The following is a 12,618-nucleotide window of genomic DNA, read 5'->3' as shown; positions in this document are numbered from 1 at the left end:
CATGACGGAACAGAATTGGAATGCAGCCGACTTCCGCTATCTTCGCACCCTGACCGATATCGACGCGCTGCCGGCGTTGAACCCGGACTATGCGCATCGCCGTCCGGCGTTCGGCCTTGGCGAACTGGATCCGCCACCCCGTATCCTGCTGCTCTACGGATCGCTGCGGGATCGGTCCTATTCGCGGCTCGTTGTCGAGGAGTCGGCGCGCCTGCTGCACTATTTCGGATGCGAGACGCGCATCTTCGATCCAAGCGACCTGCCGCTGCCCGATCAGGTTGCTGGCGACGATCATCCCGCTGTCCACGAACTGCGTGCCCATTCGCTCTGGTCGGAAGGCCAGGTCTGGTGCAGCCCGGAACGCCATGGCCAGATTACCGGGATCATGAAGGCGCAGGTCGACCATCTGCCGCTGGCCTATAAAGGGTTGCGACCGACACAGGGGCGGACTCTCGCGGTTATGCAGGTGTCGGCGGGATCACAATCGTTCAACAGCATCAATACGCTGCGTGTCCTTGGACGATGGATGCGGATGTTCACGATCCCCAATCAGTCCTCCGTCGCGAAGGCCTATGAGGAGTTCGATGAAGCGGGACGGATGAAGCCGTCGGCCTATTATGATCGTATCGTCGATGTCGTGGAGGAACTTGTCCGCTTCACCGTTTTGCTACGCCCCCATGCCGACCAGCTGGTCGATCGCTATTCGGAACGCAAGGAACGCGACGAACCTATTGTTACGCATGTCGAAAAGGCAGGAATCGCGAAAAATACCGGCGCTTAACTCGGGCAAGCGATCTTCTTAGCTTAGATTGTGCAGAACCCTCCGTCCAACTACCGTTTTGGCTGAAGGTCGAAGCTGGTGGAGCCAGAGCCGATCAAGCGACTGCTACACCTCAAAGTAGGACGGGTAGAATCGAAAAGCGGTCGGACCGCTCCTAGGAAGAGAAAGCTGGACGCTGAGCGTCTGGCATGGGTCGATTAAACGAGTTGCGTGCTTCGCCTCAGCAAAGGGTTGCGTGAGGAGGCAGCTTGCAGCCTAGTTTGCGGTTGCCTCCTTCGAAGGTTCGGCCTGAAAACCGGCCAGGATGTCGGGATAGCGGTCCAGAATCGCGCTGGCGACCCCGTTGGTCCAACCGAATCCATCCTGCAGCGGATATTCGCCGCCGCCGCCCGGCCGCCGCTCCTCTACATCATATTTTTCCAGCATCTTGCCGGTTTGGGCATAGGCTGCCGCAACCGTGCCCATCCAGCGGCCAGCGATATCGCGTGCGAGCGCTGTTTCGCCATTGCGGGCCAGGCCATCGATCGCCACCCATTGCAGCGGCGCCCAGCCATTGGGGCTGTCCCACTGCTGACCGGTACGGATGGGCGTGGTGCGAAGACCTCCGCTGGCGAGCAGCGTCGTGCGGACGGTGGCCGAAATGGCCTTCACCTGGTCCGGCGAGGCCGCCCCTACGAACAGCGGATAGAGGGTGGCGGCCGAAACGATGGCGGTCGGCTTTCTGGCTATGCGGTCCCAGTCCGCATAGCGACCCTCATGCCCGACCCAGAGATAGCGGTTGATCGCTGCCTTTCGGCGCTTGGCCATCGCGGCATAATTCCCCGCGCAAACGGTGTCATTCGCTGCGCGGCAACGCGCCTCGATCCGCTGTTCCATTGCCAGCATCAGGCTGTTGAGGTCGACTGGCACGATGCTGGTGGTGTGGATGGTCGAAATCTTCTGCGGGTTGGCGAACCAGCGTGCGCTGAAGTCCCAGCCGCTCTCGGCGCCGGCACGCAGATGGCGATAGGTGACGGCCTTGGGCGCATGCGCCTGCGCAGCGGTGGCGACATCTTCTGCCCAACTTTCATCGCGCGGCGTATCGAGATCGTCCCAATAACGATTGAGCAGGCTGCCGTCGGGCATCTTCACCACGCGGGCGCAGGCGCGATCCGCATCAAGGCAGGATGCGCCCTTCATCCAGAAATCATGTTCCTTGCGCAGCGCGGCCAAGCGACGGGCGGCCAGCGCGGGACTGTCGTCTTTCGACAGATCGAGCATCAGCGCATAGAAAGGCGGTTGAGAGCGACTGAGATAATAGGTCCGCATACCGTTTGGGATATGGCCCTGCGTTTCGATGGTCGCGGTGAAATCCACCAGCATCGATTCGATCAGCGGCTGCTGACCGTCCACCGCCAGGCCCAGCATGGTGAAATAGCTGTCCCAGTAATACATCTCGCGGAAGCGGCCGCCTGGAACGACGAAGGGCGCGGGCATCGGCAGCGCCGAACTGCCGACCTTGGGCTCGACCGGCTGGCGGACAAGCGTGGGCCAGAGATTGCGGACATGGTCGCGCAGACCCGCCGCATCATGATCATTGATGCCTGGAACGACGAAATGCGCGAGTATGAAGGCGCGCAGCGCTTCCTTATCGCGTGGCTGCTGCTGGCGATAGGCGGCCATGATCGTATCCGGATCGGAACGGGGCGTCGCATCCACGAAGGTCTTGCCGTCGGAGAACAGCTTTTCCATCTGTACCCGCTCGAACAGCGGTCCATAGACCTCAGCCGGGGAAGGTTGCGCCTGCGCTACGCACACCAGCATCAGACATGCGGCGGAGGCCGAAACGAACGAATGGATTTTCATCATCTACCACCTCTCTTGCCCTGTATCGGACGCCCTGCCGTGATGGGGGCATCGTATTATAGGGTTGCAAGCTCAACCTCATCTACGACACCGTACACGCTTTGTAAGCAGCGCCGCTTCAGCGCCAGCCAACGGTTTTATGGAAAGGGGTGACGGACGTTGCTGCATATATTCGCGTCGTTGCGAGGCTGCTTCCCGGCATTTGGTAACGAATTGTCTCATTGTCAGCGCGGCGTGACAGCTAATTTTGCGGGTCATCCGGTTACGGCGAGACGGAGCGCTGAATGCTAAGATGAACAAGCGGCAGATGCCGGTAACGCGAATTTTGCTCCGGAACGACCGCCACGAGCCGAAACCCACCCACTGCTTATCGGTTCACCGTGCGAAATGAGCTGGCCATGCCCCTGAGGAGGCGAGACCGCGCCACTTTTAGGCCGTTCTGCCACACATTCCACGCGCGCCCGGGCTTATGCTTGACGCCGGTTTACGCGGTTTCTAGCATCCGCCACAGGCTGGTGGTACATTTGGAGGCTGCGCCGATGGACGACATTGCCAAGGAGCGCCCGCCTGGTTATCGCTATTCGCGCCGGGGCACCTTGCCGCTTATCAGGCAATTGTCCGTCATCAACAACCGCCGCAATGCGCTGCTGCTTGCATTCCAATGGGTGATCATTGTCGCGGCCATGGCCGTCGCGATCCAGATCGACAGCGTACCGGTCTATCTGGTGGCAGGTTTCATCATAGGAACCCGCATTCAGTGTCTGGCGGTGATGATGCATGATGCCTGTCACAGCCTGCTGTTCAGCAATCGCCGCATGAACGATCTGGTGGGGGATATTTTTGTCGCCTATCCACTGATGCTCAGCCTCGACCTGTATCGTGCCAACCATTTGCAGCATCACCGCCACACCAACACCCACCATGATTATGACCATCGCATCCAGCGACGCGACCCGGACCAGCATTTTCCCAAATCCCCGCGCGCAATGTTCTGGCTGCTGGTGCGTAGCATGACCGGTCTCAACTATTATCGGGTGGCGCGCGCTGGACGCATCTGGGCACCCATCGCCAATTTCCACAATCCCAAACGCTTCGGGTTCGATTACCGCCTGCCCCTGCGACTACGCTATGTCGCGTGGGCCTTGCTGGTCTATGGCGCGATATTGTGGTCGCCTTTCCGCTGGCAGATATTGGGCCTCATTCTCATCCCGCAATTTTTCTGGGTCAATGTCTTCAATCGCATCCGCGCCATGGCCGAACATAACGGCCTTCCCGACGACCACGAACTCAACGGCACCCGCACCGTTATCCCGACCCTGCTCGACCGGCTCCTCATCGGGCCTTTCAACGTCAGCTATCATCTGGAGCATCACCTATTCCCGTCAGTCCCCTGGCACAATCTGCGCCGCCTGCACGTCCATCTGATGACCGACCCGACCTATGCGGCGGACGCGCATGTTACGCGCGGATATTGGGGCATGATCAGGGAACTCATGCCGACGCGTGGCGTGAGCGGGAGTGACGGGGGCGTGTGTGACGCGGCTGCCCAAACATCTCGCTGACGCGACTGCGCCATCCTTTTGCCGGTGGATAGAGCAAACATGATTGCCACACGCAGACGTTTCCACGATCGCGAAGGCGGCATCAATGGTATGTTTGTAAACATCAAAAAACTCTCAAACATTCTTTGCCGCATATTCCAACAAAGCGCCGATATTTGTTGCCTATTTTCCAGAGTCTATGGATATGATTGGGCAGGCGAAGTCTGGTACAACAAGCCCAGATTAAGGGATTTTTGGTTTTGGGAAAGCAATTTTACCTGGAGCAGTTGGTGGCCTTGAGGCGCGCATACCTACCTACTCACAGAGGGGGCATAGTTAGTGTTGCAAGCGCAGTACGGCCGTGTGAGAGCCCAGCTTGATGGGTCGTTTTCCGTTCACTGTACCAGCCTTTCCTTGTTGCCTCGTTCCCTCAACCACATGCCGTTTTGAGTTGGTCGCTGACGCGGCCAGGTTTCGCCGTAGTCAGCAGTGTCGCATGGCTATATGTCCGGGATGATGATCTGAGCATGGATGTCGATCCAGCCTTGCTGCTTGAAAAAGCATGCAGTCGGCGGGATTGACGGATGCGGTCCACCTCATGACATCTCGAGATATCACCAAGCATCACAAGTCTCAGGCGTCCTTCGGGCGGGCTACGGCCACCTGCCTTGCGACCGTCGGCCTTGGTAATGCGGTGCGCATCGGTTCTGCACCCCTCGCTCATCAAGGTGTCGGGACGATCAACCTCCTCGTTCATGTCGATCGCCCTTTGTCATAAGCGGCGCTCGTGGAGACCATTTCAATTGTTGCCCAGGCGCGCACGGTTGCAATGATCGACCTTCCCTGGAAACCATCTGGAGTGGCCGTGACGGGCACTGGGACCGACTGCATCGTCGTCGCAACTCCTGTGCATACAGACATGGAAGGGTTTGCTGGCCTGCACACCGACATAGGCGCAGCTGTCGGTCGGGCCGTCTATGACGCAGTCTGGTCGGGTGGAAATGTCTGGATCGCCGAACAGCAGCGGCCCGAATTGCGATCTACATGCGCATTGGCGCCCGCTGATTGACTTTGACAAGAAAGACTTGGCCAAACGAAAAAACTGCCCCGCGCGGCATCAGTTTTCCCGGCGTGCCGTTACGGCATTTTCGATTGAACTGCTTAGGGACAGCGCTGCGACGCCATTGCAAAGCGCCGAACTGCAAGTGGCGCAGGCACGCAGGGGGCGAAGCTTACATATAGGGTGTATTGCGCGGCGTGCGCCGGGCGCCATCAAAACCGACAACGTATCATTCTGGTCGGCGCGCTCATAAGCGCCCCTTCGCAACCGGCCGGTCTTGCGCCGTCGATGAGGGAAAGCCGACAGGCCGCAGCTGAGGATGAGAAGTCAAAGGCTGAACGTCGCATAAGGGTCGACGGCGGGACGTCAGCTACGCGCCCTATCCGGTTGTCGAGCTGGTTGTAAGTGATTCCCAATCGCCGACCGGCAGGTTCCGCATGGCGCATCTAGCGCCGAGTTAATTCGCTGATGATGCCCGGGCAGCTTCCGCCGTTTGCACGGCGATGAAGCGCGCTAGTGGAATCTGGCTCAGAGGTCGTTCCGAAGCCATCTCCCGAGCGACGAGCGCCATGCAGATCCAGTCCGAATCATTTCCATCACTGCGCTGTGCAAATGCACTCCAAGCGACGACGCTGGCCCAATAGGTCCGCTTCGGTTCCAGCACCGTCTCGATAATCGCGACAATTCGGTCTTCGATCTTGCGCTTGCCTTTGATCGCTACGGCGACGTCATCGCCATTCTCAAACCAGGAATTGAGCTGAGGGTTGGTCGCCAGCCACCGGCCCGAGGCGCGCACTGCCCTTTCTACCGCCTTGGCATCGGTTACCGCAGCTTCGGCTTCCGAGAGCATCAAGGCAACGAGATCATCCACCGATACAAACTTGGACGCGACATCCGAGAGCCCGATAAGCGTGATAGCCTGAATGAGGCCGAACGGGGGTGGCGAGCTAGCCGGGCCGTCCGCCAGGGCGCTGCTCAGGATCAAGGCCGCGTCCTCGGCTGTCGTTTCATGGACCGACATCTCGGACGCAATATGGTCAAGCATGTCTTCGATCTCGGGCCTGCTTAGTGAGCCCGCTACCCAGGCGTCCCGCACACCATGGCCCTGCTTGATCAGAATCGATACCAACGCGTTCTTTCTGCCCTGCTTGATCGATGCGAATATGCTTTGCGCTCCCGCCCCATCGCGCTCGGATATAAGAAGTTCCCTGACCTGAATTACGGGACGCTTCTCTTGCACCGACCCGACAGCGCGCGCGGCTCTGATGATCGCGTCGATCGCACGGCGACGATCTTCCGATACCCAGTTACGGATCAGCATGAGGTTCGTGACCGACATTGCGGATACAAGCCCTTGTCTGGCCGTCTCTTCGATCATGGAGGCTAACGGCGTAGCGATCGCAGATTCTGCAAGAAGCCAACCGATAGCGGCCTCGCGCAGACTGGAATCGTCGGCGAGGACGAGTCCTTCCAGCAGACTGAGTTGCAGCGCGGCAGGAAGGGCTGCCGTCATTTCGGCGAACTGGCTCTGGATCAGGAACGGGTCACCCTCACAGGCTTTCACCAAGTCCTGCAACATCTCGTCGACATCGGGCGTCGGGAGAGTCTGCTGGCCAGCTCCGGTCTGGATCATCGCCTGATCCATTGCGCTGCGTATCTCCTCCCCCACCTCGATCCCGGCCCGTGAAAATGCCGAGACAAGGGCCATCGCTGCGGTCGGCACGAGCTTGCCAATACGCATCTGCTGAGCGATCGCGGTTCTGACATTCTTTATGGCCATGGTCGCATGGCCGTTGCCGGCTTCGCTTCGCTGACGTAGCTGCTCGAGAGTCTGGTCAAGCATGAACGAATATGCGTGATGCATCATTGCGTCAGGGCGCTTCTTGCGACCTTCGGCTCCGGTGAGATCGACGATCAGCAGTAAGGCTTCGGGTTGCGCCGCTAACATATCTCCGACGCTGTGGGCTCCAGGCGACAGTTCACCCGAGCGGATATCGTCCCGAACCATGCGTGCAATCTGCTGGATGGCGGCACGTGGCGTCACGATTGATGTTCCTTTCTCGCACGGCGTTTGCGTGACCGGTACAACTAGCGGCGGCGCGACGACAACCCCACAGTATCCGATGGGATATCATACTACTCGATCCACAGGCCACCTCGTCAACAGCCGATTGCCAGTCAGCAGCCCGGATGAACCTTCCCCAAGATCCGCAGGTGATGACTGCTTCCTTCGTTGGAGCGCCCGGATGCTCCCGTCCGCTAGCTGCCATCTTGCGCCAGCGGGATGGAAAAGCGGCCTGTCTGAACTTGATGAGAGGAAATCGGCGGCTGAACGTCTTGGAAGGGTCGATGATTGCCCTACTCCGCCACCATCACCCGCTGGATTATCCGAGTGATGTCGGTGTCAGCAACAATTTGCAAAACTGAGGCCGTTGCAGAACGCCGCATTCCAAGGCATGATCGGAAGCGTGGCGGGCAGGCCCAATGTAGGGCATGCCAAGTGATTATCTTTTCATCGATCGCCGGGTTTCGGCGAGATTTATCCCGAAACGAAAGCATCCCGCTTCGCCGGCCAGCTTTAGCGGTCCGGCGGGACGAACCGAACCCAAAGCATCTTGCAATCTGCTGGAATCGGATTCACGATGGCAACCGGTAGCCGTCAGCAGCGAAAGAAGTCATCCCGGCCTGATGAGCCGGTGCTCAATCTGGCCTCCTGCGGCAGCGGCCCCGATCCGCGTCTGGTCAAGCTGGTTCGCCTGCTTGCCCGTCGTGCCGCGCGGAAGGCGTATCTGGAGATGCTGGAGGAGCGCCGCACGACCCGCTCCTGAGACGAGGAGTTCCGTTCCGTGAAGGTTGCTTTATACGCCCGCTATTCTTCCGACAATCAACGTGACGCCTCCATTGCCGACCAGTTGCGCATCTGTCGCCTGCATGCCGAAAAGCAGGGCTGGCAGATTGTCGAGGAATATACCGATCATGCCATTTCAGGCGCTTCGTTGCTGCGTCCCGGCATTCAGGCGCTGATTGCAGACGCCAATCGCGGCCGCTTCAACTTCGTGCTGGCCGAGGCCATGGATCGCCTGTCGCGCGATCAGGAGGATATTGCCGGGCTGTTCAAGCGCATGGCCTATGGCGACGTGAAGATGGTCACCCTGTCAGAAGGCGAGATCACCCATCTGCATATCGGCCTTAAAGGTACGATGAACGCCCTGTTTCTGAAAGATCTCGCCGACAAGACGCGGCGTGGCCAGCGCGGCCGTGTCGAGCAAGGCAAGTCGGGCGGTGGTAACAGCTATGGTTATGACGTCGTCAAACGGCTCGATGCCAACGGCGAACTGATCCGCGGCGACCGCTCCATCAATGACGCACAGGCAAGCGTCATCCAGCGCATCTTTCGCGACTATGTCGCTGGCAAATCGGCCAAACGGATAGCAACCGAGCTGAATAAAGAGGGTATCGAGGCACCAACCGGTGGCACCTGGGGCTTTAGCACCATCAATGGCAATCCCAAGCGCGGCACCGGCATCCTCAACAATGAGCTTTATATCGGAAAGTTGATCTGGAACCGGCAACGCTTCATCAAGGATCCCGATACTGGCAAACGGCAAGCCCGGCCCAACCCGGAATCCGAATGGATCATGCAGGACGTGCCCGAACTGCGCATCATTGATGATGCTCTTTGGCAGCAGGTTAAGGCACGACAAGCATCCTGCCAGGTGGATCAACTAAATCCCGCAGTGGGCTCCGCAAACTTCCGCGATCGCCGTCGCCAGAAATATCTCCTGTCCGGGCTGTTGCAATGCGGTTGCTGCGGCGGTGGATATTCGATGATTTCAGCGATGATGCTGGGCTGCTCGGCAGCCCGGAACAAGGGTACCTGTGACAACCGCCTCAATATCCGGCGCGATCGTCTGGAAGGGCGCGTGCTTCATGCCTTGCGCCATCATTTGATGGACTCGGCCCTGTTCGCAGAATTTTGCGACGAGTTCACCAGGGAGATGAACCGCATGAGGGGCGACGCTGGCGCTGCTATCACAGCGGCGCGGGCAGAGATTGCCAAAATTGACCGTGATCTCGACATGCTGGTGAACCTGATCCTGCGCGGCGGTGCCGCAGACAAGATCAACGCCAAAATGGTAGGGCTCGAAGCGCGCAAGAAGGAACTGGAGCGCGACCTCGCCCAGGCTCAGGAGCCCCCTCCCCTGCTCCATCCCAACATGGCCCACCATTATCGGTCTCAACTCGACAATCTCTATCGAGCGTTGGAGCATGACGACGAGAACAAGCGCTTCGAGGCGGCTGAGGTCATTCGTTCGCTCATCGAGGCGATCATATTGGTGCCTGAAGGCAGCGAACTGAAGATCGATGTGCGCGGCGATCTGGCGGGCATCCTCGCGATCGCGGTGGAACGCAAAAAACCCGCCTCGAGGGCGGGTTCTTCGAAGGCTGCGACCTCCGGTGGGGTATCGCAATTTCAGATGGTTGCGGGAGTAGGATTTGAACCTACGACCTTCAGGTTATGAGCCTGACGAGCTACCGGGCTGCTCCATCCCGCGTCACCAAAGGACAAAGGGCGGACCTTTTGGGTCCGCCCTTTGATGAACTGTGAATGGGTTTTTGTCCTGATATGCGCGTGCTTCAATGCCTGGCGACGCCCTACTCTTCCAGTGCTTGAGCAATAGTACCATCGGCGCAGACTGGTTTCACGGCCGAGTTCGGGATGGGATCGGGTGGGTCACAGACGCTATGGTCACCAAGCAATGAAGCAGGCGCATATAAGGGGTTTCAATCGATACCGTGCACGTTTGTTTGTAAGATGTGTATCTGGCTGGCTTGATAACCGACCATGTCTGTCAGGCATCTGTTGTCCAGAGCTGTCATTGATGGTGGGACTCTGCGGTTCGTTATGAACCGTTTAAGCGCGAATAGGACAATTAGTATCGGTTAGCTTCATACGTTACCGCACTTCCACATCCGATCTATCAACGTGGTGGTCTTCCACGGTCCTGTGAAATCTTATCTTGAGGGAGGCTTCCCGCTTAGATGCTTTCAGCGGTTATCCCGTCCATACATAGCTACCCTGCTGCGCCACTGGCGTGACGACAGGTACACCAGAGGTATGTTCAACCCGGTCCTCTCGTACTAGGGTCAACTCCTCTCAAATTTCGACGCCCACGGCAGATAGGGACCAAACTGTCTCGCGACGTTCTGAACCCAGCTCACGTACCACTTTAATTGGCGAACAGCCAAACCCTTGGGACCTGCTCCAGCCCCAGGATGTGATGAGCCGACATCGAGGTGCCAAACGATTCCGTCGATATGAGCTCTTGGGAATCATCAGCCTGTTATCCCCGGCGTACCTTTTATCCGTTGAGCGATGGCCCTTCCACGAGGGACCACCGGATCACTATGACCGACTTTCGTCTCTGCTCGACTTGTCAGTCTCGCAGTCAGGCGGGCTTATGCCATTGCACTCTAACAGACGGTTTCCAACCGTCCTGAGCCCACCATCGCGCGCCTCCGTTACTCTTTAGGAGGCGACCGCCCCAGTCAAACTACCCACCACAGAGGGTCCCTGCACCGGATAACGGTGCGAGGTTAGACATCAGAAAACAGCAGGGTGGTATTTCACCTATGGCTCCACTCAGGCTGGCGCCCAAGTTTCAAAGCCTCCCACCTATGCTACACAGCTCTTTCCTAATGCCACTCTGAAGTTGCAGTAAAGGTGCACGGGGTCTTTCCGTCTAACCGCGGGTACTCCGCATCTTCACGGAGAATTCAATTTCGCTGAGCATATCCTGGAGACAGTGGGGAAGTCGTTACGCCATTCGTGCAGGTCGGAACTTACCCGACAAGGAATTTCGCTACCTTAGGACCGTTATAGTTACGGCCGCCGTTTACCTGGGCTTCAATTCAGAGCTTGCACTCCTCCTCTTAACCTTCAGGCACCGGGCAGGCGTCAGGCCCTATACGTCGTCTTGAAGCCGACTTAGCAGAGCCCTGTGTTTTTGCTAAACAGTCGCTACCCCCTGGCCTGTGCCCCCCACAAGTGCTTGCGCATATGTGGGGCCTCCTTCTTCCGAAGGTACGGAGGCAATTTGCCGAGTTCCTTCAGGATACTTCTCTCAAACGCCTTGGTATACTCTACCATTCCACCTGTGTCGGTTTAGGGTACGGTCTATACGGAGGGGCTATTTCCTGGGACGACTTCACAGCCTGGAGCAATCCAATAAGCCCAGACCATTTACGCCATCCGTCACACACCTCCAGGCCCACGAATATTAACGTGGTTCCCATCGACTACCCCCTTCGGGCTCGTCTTAGGGGCCGGCTTACCCTGCTCAGATTAGCTTTAAGCAGGAACCCTTGGAATTTCGGCGACAGTGCATCTCACACTGTTAATCGCTACTCATGTCTGCATTCGCACTTCCGATACCTCCACGACCCATTACCAGATCGCTTCAACGGCCTACGGAACGCTCCGCTACCGCTCAGTCAAAGACTGAACCCTAAGCTTCGGTGCATCACTTTAGCCCCGTTACATCTTCGCCGCAGGATCTCTTGTTTAGACCAGTGAGCTGTTACGCTTTCTTTAAAGGATGGCTGCTTCTAAGCCAACCTCCTGGTTGTTTTGGAAATCCCACATGCTTTCCCACTTAGTGATGACTTGGGGACCTTAGCTGTAGGTTAGGGCTGTTTCCCTTTTGACGACGGACCTTAGCACCCGCCGTCTGTCTGCCGAACTAGACTCGTTGGTATTCGGAGTTTGGTTAGAGTTGGTAGATCTCGCGACCCCCGCATCCATCCAGTGCTCTACCCCCAACGGCAATCATTCGACGCTCTACCTCAATAGATTTCGCGGAGAACCAGCTATTTCCCGGCTTGATTGGCCTTTCACCCCTAAGCACAACTCATCCGACAATTTTTCAACATTGAACGGTTCGGTCCTCCAGTGCGTGTTACCGCACCTTCAACCTGGTCATGCATAGATCGCCGGGTTTCGGGTCTAATGCATCAAACTTCGTCGCCCTGTTCAGACTCGCTTTCGCTGCGCCTACACCTAACGGCTTAAGCTTGCTTGATACACTAAGTCACAGACCCATTATGCAAGAGGTACGCGGTCAGGTCTCAAGGACCCTCCCACTGCTTGTAGGCATCCGGTTTCAGGTACTGTTTCACTCCCCTCATCGGGGTGCTTTTCACCTTTCCCTCACGGTACTGGTTCACTATCGGTCATGTACGAGTATTTAGGCTTGGAGGGTGGTCCCCCCATGTTCAGACAGAGTTTCACGTGCTCCGCCCTACTCAAGTCCTGTGATCTTGCTTTCGCATACGGGACTGTCACCCGCTATGGTCAAACTTTCCAGAATGTTCTGCTTGCTTAATCACAG

7 protein-coding genes, 1 tRNA gene, 2 rRNA genes and 1 pseudogene (1 of these 11 cut by a window edge) are annotated in these 12,618 nt (G+C 57.8%); 6 read left to right on the top strand and 5 right to left on the bottom strand.

The window, feature by feature from the left end:
• Position 1: 1 nt before the first annotated feature.
• Positions 2-781: an arsenical resistance protein ArsH gene (gene arsH / locus AC07X9_RS19875; protein WP_086486109.1), complete on the top strand. Its 780-nt coding sequence runs from the start codon at positions 2-4 to the stop codon at positions 779-781.
• Between the two features lie 255 nt (positions 782-1,036).
• On the opposite strand, the gene treF is transcribed toward arsH, so the two are convergent.
• Entirely contained in the window at positions 1,037-2,629 is a 1,593-nt protein-coding gene (gene treF, locus AC07X9_RS19870) for an alpha,alpha-trehalase TreF (RefSeq protein WP_254908124.1), read from the bottom strand.
• A gap of 536 nt (positions 2,630-3,165) precedes the next feature.
• Here treF and AC07X9_RS19865 point away from each other — a divergent pair.
• The 3 genes and pseudogenes from AC07X9_RS19865 (at position 3,166) to AC07X9_RS19855 (ending at position 5,236) form a co-directional block, all read left to right on the top strand.
• Complete coding sequence (locus AC07X9_RS19865) at positions 3,166-4,188, top strand: fatty acid desaturase family protein (RefSeq protein ID WP_086486110.1); 1,023 nt, start codon at positions 3,166-3,168, stop codon at positions 4,186-4,188.
• A 39-nt stretch (positions 4,189-4,227) separates the two neighbouring features.
• On the top strand, positions 4,228-4,467 hold the full coding sequence (locus AC07X9_RS19860) for a hypothetical protein (RefSeq protein WP_176342145.1): 240 nt from the start codon (positions 4,228-4,230) through the stop codon (positions 4,465-4,467).
• Positions 4,468-4,729: 262 nt separating this feature from the next.
• Positions 4,730-5,236: pseudogene (locus AC07X9_RS19855) on the top strand (adenosylcobinamide amidohydrolase).
• 448 nt (positions 5,237-5,684) lie between these two features.
• Here the strand turns inward: AC07X9_RS19855 and AC07X9_RS19850 are convergent.
• Positions 5,685-7,271, bottom strand: coding sequence for a hypothetical protein (locus AC07X9_RS19850; protein ID WP_086486111.1), 1,587 nt, complete (start codon positions 7,269-7,271; stop codon positions 5,685-5,687).
• 598 nt (positions 7,272-7,869) lie between these two features.
• Here AC07X9_RS19850 and AC07X9_RS19845 point away from each other — a divergent pair.
• Complete coding sequence (locus AC07X9_RS19845; RefSeq protein ID WP_086486112.1) at positions 7,870-8,055, top strand: hypothetical protein; 186 nt, start codon at positions 7,870-7,872, stop codon at positions 8,053-8,055.
• An 18-nt stretch (positions 8,056-8,073) separates the two neighbouring features.
• Entirely contained in the window at positions 8,074-9,750 is a 1,677-nt protein-coding gene (locus AC07X9_RS19840; RefSeq protein WP_086486411.1) for a recombinase family protein, read from the top strand.
• Here the strand turns inward: AC07X9_RS19840 and AC07X9_RS19835 are convergent.
• The 3 genes from AC07X9_RS19835 to AC07X9_RS19825 all read right to left on the bottom strand — a co-directional run.
• Positions 9,707-9,783: transfer RNA gene (locus AC07X9_RS19835), tRNA-Met, on the bottom strand. The two genes, AC07X9_RS19840 and AC07X9_RS19835, sit on opposite strands and share 44 nt — an antisense overlap.
• A gap of 87 nt (positions 9,784-9,870) precedes the next feature.
• A 5S ribosomal RNA gene (gene rrf, locus AC07X9_RS19830) occupies positions 9,871-9,985 on the bottom strand.
• Between the two features lie 157 nt (positions 9,986-10,142).
• A 23S ribosomal RNA gene (locus AC07X9_RS19825) occupies positions 10,143-12,618 on the bottom strand (it continues 321 nt past the right edge of the window).

This window comes from Sphingobium sp. GW456-12-10-14-TSB1, assembly GCF_059424385.1.
This window is presented reverse-complemented; position numbering and strand designations above follow the sequence as displayed.

Excerpts from the sequence above, each read along its gene's own strand:
- arsH (WP_086486109.1), top strand. The coding sequence starts at position 2 with ATGACGGAACAGAATTGGAATGCAGCCGACTTCCGCTATCTTCGCACC.
- treF (WP_254908124.1), bottom strand. The coding sequence starts at position 2,629 with ATGATGAAAATCCATTCGTTCGTTTCGGCCTCCGCCGCATGTCTGATG.
- AC07X9_RS19865 (WP_086486110.1), top strand. The coding sequence starts at position 3,166 with ATGGACGACATTGCCAAGGAGCGCCCGCCTGGTTATCGCTATTCGCGC.
- AC07X9_RS19860 (WP_176342145.1), top strand. The coding sequence starts at position 4,228 with ATGATTGCCACACGCAGACGTTTCCACGATCGCGAAGGCGGCATCAAT.
- AC07X9_RS19845 (WP_086486112.1), top strand. The coding sequence starts at position 7,870 with ATGGCAACCGGTAGCCGTCAGCAGCGAAAGAAGTCATCCCGGCCTGAT.